Annotated in this window: 16 protein-coding genes; 10 read left to right on the top strand and 6 right to left on the bottom strand. The window is 63.1% G+C overall.

Features of this window, described 5'->3' with window-relative positions:
- The 6 genes from alr to tsaD all read left to right on the top strand — a co-directional run bounded on the left by alr (position 1) and on the right by tsaD (position 5,021).
- A complete protein-coding gene (gene alr / locus ACFWEM_RS14570; protein WP_378534436.1) occupies positions 1 to 1,203 on the top strand; it encodes an alanine racemase in 1,203 nt (400 codons plus the stop codon).
- Positions 1,200 to 2,252 (top strand): alpha/beta fold hydrolase, encoded by a 1,053-nt coding sequence (locus tag ACFWEM_RS14565; protein ID WP_003940782.1) that lies wholly within the window; start codon positions 1,200 to 1,202, stop codon positions 2,250 to 2,252. The genes alr and ACFWEM_RS14565 overlap by 4 nt, the downstream gene beginning before the upstream one ends.
- On the top strand, positions 2,242 to 2,733 hold the full coding sequence (tsaE, locus tag ACFWEM_RS14560; RefSeq protein ID WP_378534434.1) for a tRNA (adenosine(37)-N6)-threonylcarbamoyltransferase complex ATPase subunit type 1 TsaE: 492 nt from the start codon (positions 2,242 to 2,244) through the stop codon (positions 2,731 to 2,733). The genes ACFWEM_RS14565 and tsaE overlap by 11 nt, the downstream gene beginning before the upstream one ends.
- A gap of 78 nt (positions 2,734 to 2,811) precedes the next feature.
- Entirely contained in the window at positions 2,812 to 3,465 is a 654-nt protein-coding gene (gene tsaB, locus ACFWEM_RS14555; protein WP_378534431.1) for a tRNA (adenosine(37)-N6)-threonylcarbamoyltransferase complex dimerization subunit type 1 TsaB, read from the top strand.
- Between the two features lie 27 nt (positions 3,466 to 3,492).
- Positions 3,493 to 3,987: a ribosomal protein S18-alanine N-acetyltransferase gene (gene rimI, locus ACFWEM_RS14550; protein ID WP_378534596.1), complete on the top strand. Its 495-nt coding sequence runs from the start codon at positions 3,493 to 3,495 to the stop codon at positions 3,985 to 3,987.
- Positions 3,984 to 5,021, top strand: a complete 1,038-nt coding sequence (tsaD, locus tag ACFWEM_RS14545) for a tRNA (adenosine(37)-N6)-threonylcarbamoyltransferase complex transferase subunit TsaD (protein ID WP_378534429.1) — start codon at positions 3,984 to 3,986, stop codon at positions 5,019 to 5,021. Before rimI ends, tsaD begins: the two co-directional genes overlap by 4 nt.
- Before the next feature lie 20 nt (positions 5,022 to 5,041).
- Here tsaD and ACFWEM_RS14540 read toward each other — a convergent pair whose 3' ends face one another.
- On the bottom strand, positions 5,042 to 6,631 hold the full coding sequence (locus ACFWEM_RS14540; protein WP_378534427.1) for an Hsp70 family protein: 1,590 nt from the start codon (positions 6,629 to 6,631) through the stop codon (positions 5,042 to 5,044).
- Positions 6,632 to 6,792: 161 nt separating this feature from the next.
- On the opposite strand from ACFWEM_RS14540, the gene ACFWEM_RS14535 reads away from it, so the two are divergent.
- Entirely contained in the window at positions 6,793 to 7,353 is a 561-nt protein-coding gene (locus ACFWEM_RS14535) for a potassium channel family protein (RefSeq protein ID WP_378534425.1), read from the top strand.
- A 19-nt stretch (positions 7,354 to 7,372) separates the two neighbouring features.
- Here ACFWEM_RS14535 and ACFWEM_RS14530 read toward each other — a convergent pair whose 3' ends face one another.
- The gene (locus tag ACFWEM_RS14530) at positions 7,373 to 9,088 is read right to left on the bottom strand and encodes a TIGR03767 family metallophosphoesterase (protein ID WP_378534423.1); all 1,716 of its coding nucleotides are present in this window, start codon (positions 9,086 to 9,088) and stop codon (positions 7,373 to 7,375) included.
- A gap of 233 nt (positions 9,089 to 9,321) precedes the next feature.
- Between ACFWEM_RS14530 and groES the strand changes: the two genes are divergently transcribed.
- Positions 9,322 to 9,621 carry a co-chaperone GroES gene (gene groES, locus ACFWEM_RS14525; RefSeq protein ID WP_003940763.1) on the top strand — a complete coding sequence of 100 codons (300 nt, stop codon included), beginning with the start codon at positions 9,322 to 9,324 and terminating at the stop codon, positions 9,619 to 9,621.
- Positions 9,622 to 9,707: 86 nt separating this feature from the next.
- The gene (groL, locus tag ACFWEM_RS14520; protein ID WP_378534421.1) at positions 9,708 to 11,318 is read left to right on the top strand and encodes a chaperonin GroEL; all 1,611 of its coding nucleotides are present in this window, start codon (positions 9,708 to 9,710) and stop codon (positions 11,316 to 11,318) included.
- Between the two features lie 73 nt (positions 11,319 to 11,391).
- Here groL and ACFWEM_RS14515 read toward each other — a convergent pair whose 3' ends face one another.
- From ACFWEM_RS14515 to ACFWEM_RS14500, 4 genes are all read right to left on the bottom strand, one after another.
- Positions 11,392 to 12,129: an anti-sigma factor domain-containing protein gene (locus ACFWEM_RS14515; protein WP_378534419.1), complete on the bottom strand. Its 738-nt coding sequence runs from the start codon at positions 12,127 to 12,129 to the stop codon at positions 11,392 to 11,394.
- A gap of 1 nt (position 12,130) precedes the next feature.
- A complete protein-coding gene (locus tag ACFWEM_RS14510; RefSeq protein ID WP_378534417.1) occupies positions 12,131 to 12,799 on the bottom strand; it encodes a sigma-70 family RNA polymerase sigma factor in 669 nt (222 codons plus the stop codon).
- Between the two features lie 88 nt (positions 12,800 to 12,887).
- Positions 12,888 to 13,553 carry a fasciclin domain-containing protein gene (locus tag ACFWEM_RS14505; protein ID WP_007728616.1) on the bottom strand — a complete coding sequence of 222 codons (666 nt, stop codon included), beginning with the start codon at positions 13,551 to 13,553 and terminating at the stop codon, positions 12,888 to 12,890.
- 165 nt (positions 13,554 to 13,718) lie between these two features.
- Positions 13,719 to 14,015, bottom strand: coding sequence for a WhiB family transcriptional regulator (locus ACFWEM_RS14500; RefSeq protein WP_003940939.1), 297 nt, complete (start codon positions 14,013 to 14,015; stop codon positions 13,719 to 13,721).
- 604 nt (positions 14,016 to 14,619) lie between these two features.
- Here ACFWEM_RS14500 and ACFWEM_RS14495 point away from each other — a divergent pair.
- Complete coding sequence (locus ACFWEM_RS14495) at positions 14,620 to 15,450, top strand: hypothetical protein (RefSeq protein ID WP_378534415.1); 831 nt, start codon at positions 14,620 to 14,622, stop codon at positions 15,448 to 15,450.
- The last annotated feature ends 67 nt before the right edge of the window (positions 15,451 to 15,517 follow it).

Below are 15,517 nucleotides of genomic sequence, written 5' to 3'. Positions count from 1 at the left end.
ATGACGCTTGCCCAGGGAAGAGCACCGAAGGAGCCTGCGGAGGGGAAGTCGAGCCAACTCGGCATCGCAGTAGGGCCTCAGACGGAGGCAGTCGTCGATCTGGACGCTATCGCGCACAACGTGCGAGTCCTGCGTGAATTTGCCGGGGATGCTGCGTTGATGGCGGTCATCAAGGCGGACGGATACAACCACGGCGCAGTTGCGGTGGCACGGACGGCACTCTCAGCCGGAGCCCGGGAACTGGGCGTCACCACCATCGCCGAGGCATTGGTTCTTCGCGAGGCAGGCATCACCGCTCCCGTCCTGGCCTGGTTGCACGGCGTCGACGCCGATTTCGCGTCGGCGATCCGCTCGGACGTCGAGATCGGGGTCTCCTCGCCGCGACACCTGGCTGCGGTGGTCGACGCGGCACGAGTTCTGGGACTACCGGCGACGGTGACGCTCAAGGTGGACACCGGTCTCAATCGCAACGGCGTATCGAGAACCGAGTGGCCGCAGATGCTCGACGACCTCGCCGCTGCCCGGGACGAGGGCAAGATCCGGCTACGCGGAGTGTTCTCGCACCTCGCGCACTCCGACGAGCCACATCACGACGTCATCGACATGCAGAAGCAACGCCTGATCGACGCGGTTGCCGACGTCCGTGCCCACGGATTCGACCCCGAAGTTGTTCATCTTTCCAACTCGGCGGCGACGGTTACCCGCCCTGACCTGCGATTTGACATGGTTCGACCCGGAATAGCGATATATGGATTGTCTCCGGTGCCCGAACTCGGAGATTTCGGTCTACGACCGGCGATGACGCTGCGAGCGAAGGTGATTCTGGTGAAGAAGGTGGCCGCCGGAGAGGGCGTCTCCTACGGGCATCAGTGGGTCGCACCGCACGACACCACTCTTGCGCTGCTGCCCGTCGGCTATGCCGATGGTTTGTCTCGTTCACTGAGCGGCAAGTTCGAAGTGCAGTTGGGCGGTAAGCGTCGCCAGGCGGTCGGGCGTATCTGCATGGACCAGGTGTTGGTGGACCTGGGGCCGGACGGCGACGGAGTTCGCGAAGGCGACACCGCGATCTTCTTCGGCAACGGCGATCACGGCGAACCCAACGCGCAGGCCTGGGCCGACGTACTCGACACCATTCACTACGAGGTCGTGACCGGAATACGTGGACGCACTGTGCGTACGTACATCGGGGGAGAGACGTCATGAAGACTGCAGGAAAAATGAGCATTCTCGGTGGCCTGCTCAGCGCTGTGGCGCTCGGGTCGATGGCCGGCGTGAACGCATTCAAGACCGCGACGCGTCCTGGCCGGGAAATCTACGCCGACGAGGACTTCGACCTCATGACGCGCGACCGCAAGAGCACTGTGCGCACCGAGGACGGCGTCGAGCTGGCAGTTCGCGAAGTGGGACCGGACGACGCTCCGCTGACAGTCGTTTTCGTGCACGGATATTGCCTGAGTGCGCTGTCCTGGCATTTCCAGCGCCGCCAGCTCGAAGAGCGATGGGGCAACAAGGTTCGCATGGTGTTCTACGACCAGCGCGGACACGGGGATTCGGGTATGCCACGCTCGAAGAGTTGTACGGTTTCGCAGCTCGGCCGCGATCTCGCGACCGTCGTCGAGGCCAAGGTACCCAAGGGCCCGATAGTTCTCGTCGGTCACTCGATGGGCGGTATGACGGTACTCGCGCTCGCCGGTCAGCGACCCGAATGGTTCGAGGGCCGCGTCATCGGCGTCGGGCTGGTCGCGACGACGGCGGCAGGCCTGGCCGAGACCGGTCTGACCCGCAATCTGCAGAACCCGATCATCGACGGTTTTCGGTTGGCAGTGCGCACCTCACCGGGAGTGGTTCAGCACGCCAGGGGCGCTGCGCGAGTCCTGATTACTCCGATCCTGCGCGCGGCGTCGTACGGCACCGATGTCAGCCCTCGGCTGCATGAACTCTCGGACGGCATGCTCGATCGGACCTCGGTCGTGACCATCGTGAATTTCCTGCGGACGTTGGAACTGCACGACGAGTCCGCGTCCCTCGAGGTCCTCGCGCACACACCAGCAGTGGTGATCTGCGGCGATCAAGACATGATGATTCCGTTCATCAGCTCCAAGCGTCTCGCTGCCGATCTCCCCGAATCCGAACTCGTGCGAGTTCACGGGGCCGGCCATCTGGTGCAGCTCGAGTTCCCGGCGATCGTCACCGACGCAATCGACAAGCTGGTGCAGCGTGCGCAGGTCGAAGAGCGGTCCGATGTCGGCTGAGAACTTCACCGGACTTCCCGAATCCGGACAGATCACGTTGGAAACGGCCGAGGACACCGAGGCTTTCGGCCGACGATTGGCGGCGGGGCTTGTTGCCGGCGACCTGGTAGTGCTCGACGGTCCGCTCGGGGCAGGCAAGACGGCGTTGACTCGCGGTATCGGAGCGGGCCTCGGCGTGCAGGGCCGGGTGACGTCCCCCACGTTTGTCATCGCCCGTGAGCATCGACCGGGCACCCGTCCCGGCGGCGGCGATCCCGTCGGCATGATTCACGTCGATGCATACCGACTGGGCGACAGCGGACCGCACGCACTCGACGAACTCGATGCTCTCGACCTCGATACAGACCTCACCGACGCAGTGGTGGTTGTCGAATGGGGTGGCGACGTTGTGGAAAGGCTCGTCGAACGGCACCTGCGAGTGCAGCTTCATCGGGAACCTGAATCAGATGTGCGGACGGCCAGCTGGGCCTGGACGTCGTGAAACGGAATTTGGTGTCACAGCCGTCGTGACCCTCCCGGGCCGGAAGTAGTTCTTCACGTGCGGGTACCCTGAGAAATCGTGCTTGTTCTCGCAATTGACACCTCCACTCCGGCAGTCACTGCCGGAGTCGTCTCCCTGTCGGCTTCGTCACCGGACACAGTGGAGACGCTTGCCGTGCGTGTCACGGTCAATCCTCGTGCGCACGCCGAGGTCCTGACTCCTCACGTCCTCGAATGCCTCGCCGAGGCAGGGCTCACGCCGGCCGAGTTGAATGCCGTCGTAGTGGGTGTCGGGCCGGGGCCGTACACCGGTTTGCGGGTCGGCATGGCGACTGGCGCTGCCTTCGGCGACGCACTCGGTGTTCCCGTGTACGGCGTCTGCAGCCTCGACGCCATCGCGGCTGCGGTACCGACCACGGAGAGCTTGCTCGTCGTGACCGATGCGAGGCGTCGCGAGATCTATTGGGCGCGCTACGACGGCGGTGCGCGCGTCGAAGGGCCGGCTGTGAATTCCGCCGGCGACGTCGATCATTCGCCTTCGACTATGATTGCCGGATCCGCTTCGCATGTGGACTTCTTCGACCTGCCCGTCGACCCCGCTGAGACACCGTCGCCGGCCGGGTTGGTGACAGTCGCTGCCCGCGAGATTCTGGCCGGCTCGGTTCCTGCCCCGCTCGAGCCGCTGTACCTCCGACGCCCGGATGCGAAGACCCTCGCAGAACGTGGCAAGTGAGACAGAGCCGGTGAAGTGACAGAGCAGATGAAGTACAGCATCGAGCCGATGAATGTCGATGACGCCGAACGGTGCGCCGAGTTGGAACGCGCCTTGTTCGCGGGCGACGGGCCATGGAGCGCGCAAGCCTTCGTCTCGGAACTTGCGGGCGCACATAATCATTATTTCGTTGCCAGAGAACCCAACGGTCACGTCCTCGGCTACGCCGGAGTCGCCCTTTTGGGGGCGTCGCCGAACATGGAGGCCGAGGTTCACACCATCGGCACGGATCCTTCGGCTCAGCGGGTGGGAATCGGCAGCGCGTTGCTCGATGCGCTTCTGACGCTGGCGGATTCACGGCAGTGCCCGGTGTTCCTGGAAGTGCGTACCGACAACGAACCTGCGATCGCGCTGTACCGGCGTGAAGGATTCGAGATCGTCGGAACGCGAAAGAAGTACTACCAGCCCAGTGGGGCAGATGCGTACACGATGCGACGGCCCGCCGTGCTCGGTGTCCGCGAAACTGAGGAGCAGCAAGCATGATCGTCATGGGTGTCGAAAGCTCTTGCGACGAAACAGGAGTCGGTGTCGTTCGCTGGAACGGCGACGGAACCTGCGACCTGTTGGCCGACGAGGTGGCCTCGAGCGTGGATCAGCACGCCAGGTACGGCGGAGTGGTTCCAGAAGTAGCCTCGCGGGCTCACCTCGAGGCGATAGTGCCGACGATGCGCCGCGCCCTTGCCGTCGCCGGTATCGAGAAGCCCGACGCGCTTGCCGTCACTATCGGACCTGGCCTGGCCGGCGCGCTGCTGGTCGGTGTTGCCGCCGCGAAAGCTTATGCGGCAGCATGGAACATCCCCTTCTATGCGGTCAATCACCTCGGTGGTCACGTCTCCGTGGACACTCTCGAGCACGGTCCGTTGCCCTCGTGCGTCGCATTGCTCGTCTCCGGTGGTCACACGCACCTGCTTCACGTCGAAGATCTGGGTAAGCCCATTGTCGAACTGGGCACGACTGTCGACGACGCCGCCGGCGAGGCCTTCGACAAGGTGGCCAGACTGCTCGGACTCGGATTTCCCGGCGGACCGGCACTCGATGCTGCTGCGCAAGAGGGAGATCGGAACGCAATCGCCTTTCCTCGTGGCATGACCGGCCCGCGCGATTCGCGGCACGACTTCTCGTTCTCGGGACTCAAGACGTCGGTCGCTCGCTATGTCGAATCGAAAGAGCGCGCAGGCGAGTCCTTTTCGATCCCGGACATCGCTGCCTCGTTCCAGGAAGCGGTTGCCGACGTACTGACGATGAAGGCAGTGCGTGCAGCCAAGGATGTCGGAGTCGACACGTTGGTTCTCGGCGGCGGTGCCACGGCCAATTCACGTATCCGCTCGCTCGCCGAGCAGCGCTGCGTCGAAGCCGGAATCACGTTGCGAATTCCGAAACCTCGACTCTGCACGGACAACGGCGTCATGATCGCTTCGTTGGCCGCCCACCTCATCGGGAACGGCGCAGGCCCTTCGGAACTGAGTGTTGCGACCGACCCGGGGTTGTCGGTCTCGGTCAGCCAGTTGATGCGCTGAGATTCAGGCTGCGCTGAGAATCAACCGACTGGGACCGGTTCCCGATCCGGTGTGGTCGCGGCACCCGGTTCGGGCGTCGCGATGTTCGGTTCACCGGGCTTTGTCGTCGGATTACTCCCACCGGGGGTCGTGATTTCCGTTTCGGTGGAACCGGATCCGGGATTTTCCGGTGTCGTCGGGTTTTCGCCGCCGCTCTCGCCCGGGCCGATACCGCCGCCCGGGTTTCCCTCGGTCGGATCGATCGGAGGCGTCGCCTCCGTGTCCGGGAGCGTCGGCCACCATGCCGGCGGATCGGGCAGTGTGATTCCGGGGATGGTCGGCCAACTGGGAGTCGTTGTTGTCGTCGTCGGCGGCGCGGTTGTGGTCGAGGTGTCGGGTATCGGCGCCGGCGGAAGCGTGTACTGATGCGTTGTGTACGTGTGTGTGCCGTACGGCTGTGAGTCGAACGGTGTTGTGGGATACCCGTACTGCGGGTATGTGCTACCCGCTACCGAAGGTAGGGGGTCATGAGACGGGATGATCGTCGAACCGGTGCTCAGCGTCGCTTCGGGGCTCACCGTCGTCGTGGTCGAACCGGTTCCGACGGGCGAGACAGCGGTGTCATCGGTCGGCACCAATTCCTTTGCGCCGTAACCGAGTACCAGTCCGCCGACGACGAGCGCGCCGATCAGAGCGCCGGAGACCTTGGCCGTGGATCCAGAGCGCTGTGCAGTTCCGGAGCCCAACAAGGGGAAACGGATTGCGGTGATCGAATCAGCAAGGAGCGCAGCACCTTTGGTTGCCGCAGTCTCGGGCTCGTCGATCTCGACCAGGGGGAGATCGACGGCAGCGGCGACAGCGGAGCGCACGGCTGGAATGTGTGCACCACCGCCGATGAGTACGACGGCTCCGACGGGCCGCGGCGAGCCGTTCACGACCTCACGGATGAAGGTGACGGCGCGCTCGATGTCCGGGGCGATGATGGCCTCGAACTCGTCGCGCGAGATCGACATCGCATCGACGGGAAGGTCGATGGTGACCTTGGCGGCCGTGGACAGTTGTTCCTTCGCGACGTGGCACCGGGCGGCAAGTAGTTCCGCGTCGGTGTAGCGGCGCAGGTGCCCTGCGGCCTTCTCCGTGACGAACTCGACGAGAGCCCGGTCGATCCCGGCCCCCGCGAGGGCGTCGATACGGTCGGAATGCAGAACTTCACCGGTGTGGTCGACGACGGACACCGTCAGGCCCTGATCTCCGACATCCACCTGAGCTGTCGTGTCGTACCGCTCGGTCTTCCCGGTCTCGGCAAGGTAGGCGTGTACGGCGGCAGGTTCGGGGATGGCACGGACCTGCTTCGGCGAGCGGGAGAGCGAAGACCTGATACTCGCGAGCTGGTCGTCCGTGCGATAGCTGACACCGATGGAGCGCGGCGCCGCAGATCCGTCCGTTACCTGCGTCGTCATCAGCTTGATGGAAGCGCGAACGAGGTCGCCGACGTTGGAATTGGCCTGATCGGCCGAGACGAATCGGGTCTCGGCAGGCACGGCTCCTGGCGCATTTGTGCTGGTATCGGTGTCGACGAGGGCTGAATAGACACCGGAAGATCCAGTGGAAATTCCCAGTGAACAACTCATCGCGCACCTCCTCGCAGTCAATACCGGTCAATGTTCAATCGACCGCCGTTATATGAACGTTACAGAAGGTTCGTGAGGATTGCTCAGTGCTTTTCGTCTCCGTGATGCTCATTTCGGACCGAAAGGGTGGTTTTACCTGGGAAATTGTCGATCATTGATTCATGCAGAAAAAAGGCAATTCCCCCCACATCGACGGGGAGCGGCGACGCGCGCTGATCCGTGGCGCGGTGCTTCGACCCACGCTGACGGTGATCGCCTTCGGATGCGCGTATTTCTTCCTGCCGTGGATCGACGTTCACACGGCGGGTGCGATCTTCCTGTTGATCGGTGGAGGGGTGGCGGTGCTTGCCGTGACCACCTGGCAGGTGTGGCGAATTCTGCGTTCCGACGTGCCTTCCCTGCAGGCGGTGGAAGCTGTGGCGGTGGTCATGCCGACGTACTTGTTGTTGGTGTCCATCACCTATTTTTCGGTCGAGCATGCGAGCGCCGGCAGCTTCACCGAACCACTGTCACGGATGGCGGCGCTGTATTTCTCGCTGTCCGTCTTCTCGACCGTCGGTTTCGGCGACATCGCGGCGCAAACGGATCTGGCCAGGGGACTTGTGAGCCTGCAGATCATCTGCAATCTGGTATTGATCGGGTTCGGTGTTCGATTCGTGGTTGCCGCAGTGTCGTGGGCGAAAGCGCACCGCTCGAGTTCGAGCGGACCTGAAATCGCCTAGGACACTGCGGCAATCGGGATCATCGTCCGGTGTGAACCAACAATTCGACGTTCTGATCGACGCCGGTACCGGTCAACTTCGGGTCGCGGTGGATGTCGTTGAACGACAGTTCCCGGTACAGCGAGGCGAGCCCGGCTGCCGACTTGTCGCTGTAGTCGGCGGAATTGGGGCTCTCCGCCTCGAAGAGCGTCGCGAGCAATGACACCGTTCCGTCGTGGTTGTCTGCGATCTCGACGATGCGCCCGAGCTGCGGGTAGTCGATGTGCGAGGCGGTGTTGATCTCCCAGAAGCCCTGTTCGGGGGTCGCGCCGGGCCACGGGGTGATCTTGTTCTCGTGAGTGTGTCCGTTGACCCAGGCGAGCACGTTCGGGAAGCGGTGCAGCAAGTCGAGAAGCTGTGAACCGCGGAAGCGCGGCTCGAGGATGTTCTCGGGATCGGGAATGAGATTGTCCATCGTGTCGCTCGTGTGGTGACTGAACAGTACGAAGTAGGTGTCACTACGCGACTCGGTGACGCGAGAGCCCGCTGCGTCGTAGTAGGTGCTGCTGCCGGCGCGCAGGGTGTTCTCGATCCACTGGAACTGAGCGGCGCCCAACGAACCGTCGACGAAGCCCGCCCGGTTGGTGGAGTCCATGCTGATACCGACAACGCCCGGTGCGATCTCGAACGAGTAGTAGCCGATACCCGTTTCTCCGGCGTCGGGGGCGAAACCGTGCCCGACGGGGCCGGGGCCGGTATGCGCCGGATCAAGGTGTGCGGCGATGAACTGCCGCGGTGTGAACGGTGCGCGCGACGGGTCGGGGGTGACCTGGCGCGGCGGCGTCGTGAAGGCGGACAGGATTCCGGGAATCGCACTGGGATCGAACTTGGTGGCGATGTCGATCTGCTTGGCCTGCTCGGGTGAACCGGGCACCTCGAATTTGAGAGATCCCGTGTACATCGCTTCGAGCGGCGGGATACCGCTGGGCACCGTGCCGGACACCGAATCGTCGTGATTGCCGAACACGCAGTACCAAGGCGTGTTCAGGCCGGGGCTCGACACGGGAGTGAACGCGGCACCGAAGAAATCGGGGATCTCGGGGAAACCGGCCTTCTTGTACATGTCGAGCATCGGTGACTCAGGGTTCCAGTAGAGATCCGCGCCCGAGTTCTGCACACCCTCGTAGCGATCCTTGGCGCCGGTGTTGGCGACGACGGTTCCACCGTTGAGGGAGGTGAGGAACCAGTCGAGTTCGGCGAATTCCTTGTTGTCAGTGTTGTCGCCGGTGGTGACAACGGCATCGAAGGGTCGCGACGTGTGTGGGCCACTGCCGATCGAGTTGACTCGTCGGACAAGTGAAATCAGCCCGTGCGCCGTCAGGGTCTCCTGTGGGCGGAACGCCGAGCCGGTGATCTGGTGGACGTACTCGAATCGCATGGGGGACTGGGCGTCGACGATGTGGACGTCGGTCAGCTGTACGAGCGAGGCGAGTGCGGTGCGGCGATCCTCGCGTCCTGACTTCGGCTCGGCCAACTCGCTGCGCACGATGTTCGCCCAACCCGGCCCGGCAGTGAGCCTGGTGTAGCCGCTGCTGCTGACGGGCGTGGACACGGACTCGAGAGTGGTGCCAGGACCTGACGTCGGAATGGTCGACGCGCCTGCATATTGCAGGCCCCACGGCTTGCCAAGGCTGACCGCGCCGACGGCGCCGAGTCCGGCGAAGGTCAGAAAACTACGGCGATTGATGTTCGTCACGAAGTGAACAATAGGTGAACGTGGTGGACGGTTGTCCTGTTTCGCTCTGGACGAAGAGAAAAATGCGCCCAGTCCTTGAGGGTTGGCACTCTCACGTATAGAGTGCCAATTGGCGCTGATCGAGTTCCGGCACCCGCGACGACGGGACTGCAGTGACGCGCCGTAAACGGCATACCCAAACAGCTGTCCGAGGATCGCCTCGGACGCACATACCCCAAAGTGGAGGGCTCATCGTGGCGAGCGTCAACATCAAGCCGCTCGAGGACAAGATCCTCGTCCAGGCCAACGAGGCTGAAACGACGACGGCTTCCGGCCTGGTCATTCCTGACACAGCCAAGGAAAAGCCCCAGGAGGGCACCGTCGTTGCAGTCGGCGAAGGCCGCGTCAACGAGCAGGGCAACCGCATCCCGGTCGACGTCAAGGAGGGTGACACGGTCATCTACTCCAAGTACGGCGGAACCGAGATCAAGTACGCCGGCCAGGAATACCTGATCCTGTCGGCACGCGACGTGCTGGCTGTCGTCTCCAAGTAAGACACACGTGATCCGCCCCGGAGTCCACACAGGATCCCGGGGCGGAATGCGTTCACGCCCCGAAGATTCAGGAGCTGACAGAACAGATGTCCAAGCAAATTGCGTTCAACGAGACCGCACGCCGCGCTCTCGAAGCCGGAGTCGACAAGCTTGCCGACGCCGTCAAGGTGACCTTGGGCCCGCGTGGACGCCACGTCGTGCTCGCCAAGGCATTCGGCGGCCCCACCGTCACCAACGACGGTGTGAGCATCGCCCGTGAGATCGAGCTCGAAGATCCCTTCGAGAACCTCGGCGCACAGCTCGTCAAGAGCGTCGCCACCAAGACCAACGATGTTGCCGGCGACGGCACCACCACCGCGACCGTCCTGGCCCAGGCCATCGTCCGCGGCGGACTCAAGAACATCGCAGCGGGCGCGAACCCGATGGCGCTCGGCGTCGGCATCAACGCCGCAGCCGACAAGGTCGTCGAGGAACTGCTCGCCGCAGCCACCCCCGTCGAGGGCGAGAAGTCGATCGCTCAGGTCGCCACCGTCTCCTCGCGTGACGAAGAGATCGGCAAGCTCGTCGGCGAGGCACTCACCCGTGTCGGAACCGACGGCGTCGTGACGGTCGAGGAATCCTCCACCGTTGCAACCGAACTCGTTGTCACCGAAGGTGTTCAGTTCGACAAGGGCTACCTCTCGCCCTACTTCGTCACCGACATCGATGCGCAGAAGGCCATCTACGAAGACGCGCTGATCCTGCTCTTCCGCGAGAAGATCAGCTCACTTCCCGATTTCCTGCCGCTGCTCGAGAAGGTTGCCGAATCCGGCAAGCCGCTCTTGATCATCGCCGAGGACATCGAGGGTGAAGTTCTCTCCACCCTGGTGGTCAACTCCATCCGCAAGACCATCAAGGCCGTCGCCGTCAAGGCGCCGTTCTTCGGTGATCGTCGCAAGGCATTCCTCGACGACCTCGCAGTCGTCACGGCAGGCACCGTCATCAACACCGACGTCGGTCTCTCCCTCAAGGAAGCCGGCCTCGAATTGCTCGGTAGCGCTCGCCGCGTTGTCGTTACCAAGGACGAGACGGTCATCGTCGACGGTGCAGGTACCGCTGACGACATCGCGACCCGCGTTGCGCAGCTGCGTCGCGAGATCGAGAACACCGATTCGGATTGGGACCGCGAGAAGCTCGAAGAGCGTCTGGCGAAGCTGTCCGGCGGCGTGGCGGTCATCAAGGTCGGCGCAGCCACCGAAACCGATCTGAAGGAACGCAAGTTCCGCGTCGAGGATGCGGTCAACGCAGCGAAGGCAGCAGTTGCCGAGGGCATCGTCCCCGGTGGCGGATCGGCTCTCGTTCAGGCCGGTACGGCTCTGATCGGGAACCTCGGACTGTCGGGTGACGAGGCCACCGGCGTTGCCGTGGTCCGTGAGGCCCTCAACGCTCCGTTGTTCTGGATCTCCAGCAACGCAGGCATCGACGGTTCCGTCGTTGTCAGCAAGGTCGCCGAGATGACCAAGGGCGAAGGCTTCAATGCTGCCACCCTCACCTACGGCAACCTGCTTGCCGACGGCGTCGTCGACCCGGTCAAGGTCACTCGCTCGGCAGTGGTCAACGCCGCTTCCGTCGCGCGGATGATCCTCACGACCGAGAGCGCCGTCGTCGAGAAGCCGACCGAGGAAGTTGCCGACACCGGACACGGTCACAGCCACTAACTCGCTGCTCGTAGTTTCGACAAAGAAAAGATCCCCCACCGGAATCCGGTGGGGGATCTTTTTCGTCTGGCGATCAGATGAGCGGGATCGTTGCGAACGGCTCGCTGGTCGGCTGCTGCGATCCGCCGGGCGGTTCGACAGTGAACGCCAACTTCGTGTTCGGGCCGATGCCGTCGAGCACCACCTGGGTGGTGGGTTTGACGTCGCCCGGAGCCATCGTCCCCATCGGGATCATCGTGGTGCTGTCGGCATCGCCCGGCACCAGCCACATCTGGTACACGGTATCCGGACTCGGGGGAGTCACATCGTTCATCACGAGAACTGCCGCGTCTTCGGATGGGGAGAACAGCGTCGTGGCACTACCGCCGCCTGGGATCTCACGCGTGGTGGCATGAACGTCGGGTGCTGCCATGATCTCGGATGCGGCGTTCTGCGGCGGTGTGTTGTCGGACAGCGTGCGTCCGATTCCGATGCCGCCGACCAGGATTGCGACTGCGGCGGCCGCGGCAAGCGCCATGGTCCACGGGCGTCGACGGTTACGACGCTCGGCCAGCGAGATCGGGGCGTCGGCAGCAGCGGTCTGTTCCGAGATGGAGGCGAGGACGCTGCTGCGCAGTGACGGAGGGGGCTCGACGGCATCGACAACGGTCATCGCAGCCATGGTTTCGGCGGTGAGTCGGACCTGGGCGTCGAATTCGGCTCGGGTCGCGGAGTCCGAAGTGGCAAGTCGTCTGTCGACCTCACGGCGCTCGTCGAGGTCCAACGCATCGATCGCGTAGGCGTACGCGTAGTCGATCAGCTCTTCGTCCATCTCACATCACCCCCAAACATCCACGTAGGCGCAGTAGTCCGTCGCGAATTCGCGACTTGATCGTGGGAATCGCCACGCCGAGATCTTCGGCCACCTCGCGGTACGTTCGGCCGCCGTAGTAGGCGAGAGTCACCGATTGGCGCTGAGTGTCCGTCAGCGTTTCGAGACAGTCGGTGACAGCACGATGCTCGTCTCTTCGTGTCACTTCGTCGCTGACGACGTCGAACTCGGGAGTCGCATTCGTGGTGTCGTAGAGAGCCTGTCGATCCGAACTCGACTGTTCGGAGCGGACGCGGTCCACCGCGCGGCGGTGAGCGAGCGTCAGGAGCCAGGAGAGTGCGGACCCCTTGGCCGGATCGAAGCTGCCGGCCGATTTCCAGGCTTGGAGATAGACCTCTTGGACAGCTTCCTCGGAGAAGCCTGGATCACGGAGTACACGCAGAACCATGCCGTAGACGCGGGAGCTGGTTCGGTCGTAGAACTCGGCAAAGGCGCTCTGGTCGCCGCCGGCAACGTTCGCGAGGATCACTGCCAGCTCGCGTGATTCCGCGATTCGCGCGGTGCGGGCCGCAGAATTGTCCGTCGGGCATGCGTCGGCCGCCTCCGACGCATGGTCTGGCTCGCTCACGAAGAGTTGTCTCGCTTCATCGCGTACAACCGTAGCGTGCATGTCCGGTTCTTTTCTCTCGGCCCGCCGTTGGCCGCTGTGCGCCTTTATTAACCGCGGGGGGTTAACAAAGGCGCACAGCAGGTGGGGACTACTGCGGCATCAGCACCGAATCGATGAGGTAGACGGTGGCGTTTGCGGTCTTGACTCCACCGCAGACGACAGTTGCGTCGTTGACCTTGATGTTGTCACCGGATCCGGTGACGGTAACCGTTCCGCCCTCGGCGGTGGGGTGCGTTCCGTCGATCGCGTCAGGGGCGATCTGGCCGGGAACCACGTGGTAGGTGAGGATCTTGGTCAGCGTGGCGCTGTCCGTCTTGAGGCTGTCGATCGTGGCGGGGTCGATCTTGGCGAATGCCGAGTCGATCGGTGCGAAGACGGTGAACTCGCCACCGTTGAGAGTGTCGACCAGGTTGACGTCCGGGTTGAGCTGGCCGGAGACTGCCGCGGTCAAGGTGGTGAGCAACGGATTGTTGGATGCCGCTGTGGCAACCGGATCCTGGGCCATTCCGCTGACCGATCCGGCGCCGCTCGGCACTGCTGCTGCATAGTCGGCACAACCGGCACCGACCAGATCGGAAGCAGGCTCCGCCATCGCGCTGCTGGGAGACATGCTCGATCCCATGGCAGAAGACGTCATGGCGGCGCTGGACGTGTCGGTCGACGAATCGTTGTCGTCGGAGGAGCAACCGACGACGCCGAAGACGGCGAAAGAAGCTGCTGCGGTGACTGCCAGAACTCGAGTAGAGGTGTTCATGGGTCTGCCTTCCTGAAGGGATGTGCTGAGGTGCACTGTCAGAAGGCATTCGGAGTCGGTTGTCGACAGGATGGGTCGGTGTCGGAAATTCTTTTCACGAACTGGTGTGGGCATGCAAAAGCCCCCGAATACTCTCGGGGGCCTTGTGCTCTCGACCTGCGCGTATTAGGACGCTATGCGAGTGGTGCGACGGTGGCGCGCGTGTAGTTCACGTTCGGTTTCCGACATTCCTCCCCAGATGCCGTACGGCTCGGCGACGGTCAGCGCGTGGCTGCGGCACTGCATCAGTACCGGGCACTGACGGCACATTTCTTTCGCGCGGGTTTCGCGCTGGGCACGTGCTCTACCGCGTTCGCCATCGGGATGGAAGAACATCGAGGAGTCGACTCCGCGGCACAGACCGTGCATCTGCCAGTCCCAGATGTCTGCGTTGGGGCCTGGAAGGTGATTCGGTGCAGGCATGTTGACTCCTTACTGCAAGCTCGCGTTGATCAACGAGCGGACCAAGTTGCCCGGAGGTTATCCGGGCCTTCTGAATCGTTCACGCTTGCTAACCGTAAGGGTGCTGAGTAAATCGCGTCAATAGGCTCGTTCAGTGGCGATCGGCATATATCGAAATGCGAGAGTTAACGAAGTATATATTTACATTTCGGGTCCTCCGTGCGTTGTGCTGCGCCGATGTCGGAATCGGGTTGATCGAGGTGCCGAGCGAGAAACTTGGCTGCTCGAGATGCGAAACCCACAGATCAGGGATATGTTTGCTGCTGATCGCCTGGCGAAATCACTCCGTCGTTCAGCTCGGTTTGCGTCATTTGTCCGATATTGAGCGAACGAGGTTTCACTCCATTTCGGGACTTAGTGCCCCAGTTTCAACTAGGACATCTGTCCAATAAGTAATGCGCAGTTAACGTCACGGATATATGCCCGTTAAATATCATTACGAGTACATTTGGCAAATCTCAGTTGAATATCTGATTAACTCCGACAAACTTGCCTTTTCGCGTCTTGTGCGAATCACGGCATTGGTCGGGCGCTTGTCTGCAAGGGCTGCTGCAATGATCTACCTGTGTCGACACCTGCGCGCCCTGAAGCATCTGTACGATCCAGGACCCTCGAGTCCGCCGCATTCGGCGCGGATCCGGACCTCGACCGGCTCCCGGAGCCCGGCTCCACCCGGGATTGGTGGACAACGGCAGTGGTTCTCGGTGGTCAGGGGCACTACGCCAGAGCGCGGGCGGCCTTGGATGTCCTGGACCGGCGCACGTCGGGGTTCTCGACGCATTCGGATCGAGTCCTTTCCTCTCTGTCTGCCAGCACTAGAGCGTCGTTTCTTCGTCAAAGCGGACGCCATGCGCTCGCGGCCACGTGGGACGGGCGTGCATTGGCGATAGTCGACGGCCTGCCCGTCAACCCGAAGGCTGCCTGTGATGCGCTGACCGGTCTGGCCGCAGACGCCCTCGGCTGTGGCAGGCTCCCGCTCGGCTGGCGCCTGCTGGCGGAATGTCGGGCGCGTCTGGGTAACGAGGGCTGGCTGTGGCGGCAGGAAATTCGGATTGAATGGGTCTCGGCGGAACTGGCGCTGGCGGGAGGTGACTTCACGCGCGCCGGCAGACACGCAGAACGCGCCGTCGAATTGTCAGGGGAATCGGAGTCCGTCCGGCACCGCGTGAAGTCGGGTCTCTTGCGTAGCGCCGCCCTGACCGGAACAGACCCGAGCGCTGCCGTGGAGTCGGCAGTGGATGTGCTCGCACGGTGTCAGCAGTACGGCCTGCTGCCCCTGGCCTGGGCGTCGTCGATGTTGATCGAGGGTGTGAGCGGTGGGAGGACCTCACCGAGTGCCCGTGAGATCGGCGATCTGATCGCGATGCGAGGTGGATCACTCCTCCCTTTGTCGTAGCCGCTTCGCCGAAAGAGTCCGGAGAACATTCCAGACAGGGCTGATTCGATATCGCGACTGCTGGGCG

Origin of the sequence: Rhodococcus sp. NPDC060176 (assembly GCF_042728675.1) — a bacterium.
Classification (GTDB): Bacteria; Actinomycetota; Actinomycetes; order Mycobacteriales; family Mycobacteriaceae; genus Rhodococcus_F.
This window is presented reverse-complemented; position numbering and strand designations above follow the sequence as displayed.

Coding starts and splice junctions, on each gene's coding strand:
- ACFWEM_RS14500 (WP_003940939.1), bottom strand. CDS start 14,015: ATGCCTGCACCGAATCACCTTCCAGGCCCCAACGCAGACATCTGGGAC.
- ACFWEM_RS14535 (WP_378534425.1), top strand. CDS start 6,793: ATGCAGAAAAAAGGCAATTCCCCCCACATCGACGGGGAGCGGCGACGC.
- tsaE (WP_378534434.1), top strand. CDS start 2,242: ATGTCGGCTGAGAACTTCACCGGACTTCCCGAATCCGGACAGATCACG.
- ACFWEM_RS14540 (WP_378534427.1), bottom strand. CDS start 6,631: ATGAGTTGTTCACTGGGAATTTCCACTGGATCTTCCGGTGTCTATTCA.
- rimI (WP_378534596.1), top strand. CDS start 3,493: ATGAAGTACAGCATCGAGCCGATGAATGTCGATGACGCCGAACGGTGC.
- tsaD (WP_378534429.1), top strand. CDS start 3,984: ATGATCGTCATGGGTGTCGAAAGCTCTTGCGACGAAACAGGAGTCGGT.
- ACFWEM_RS14515 (WP_378534419.1), bottom strand. CDS start 12,129: ATGGACGAAGAGCTGATCGACTACGCGTACGCCTACGCGATCGATGCG.
- ACFWEM_RS14565 (WP_003940782.1), top strand. CDS start 1,200: ATGAAGACTGCAGGAAAAATGAGCATTCTCGGTGGCCTGCTCAGCGCT.
- groL (WP_378534421.1), top strand. CDS start 9,708: ATGTCCAAGCAAATTGCGTTCAACGAGACCGCACGCCGCGCTCTCGAA.
- ACFWEM_RS14510 (WP_378534417.1), bottom strand. CDS start 12,799: ATGCACGCTACGGTTGTACGCGATGAAGCGAGACAACTCTTCGTGAGC.
- ACFWEM_RS14505 (WP_007728616.1), bottom strand. CDS start 13,553: ATGAACACCTCTACTCGAGTTCTGGCAGTCACCGCAGCAGCTTCTTTC.
- alr (WP_378534436.1), top strand. CDS start 1: ATGACGCTTGCCCAGGGAAGAGCACCGAAGGAGCCTGCGGAGGGGAAG.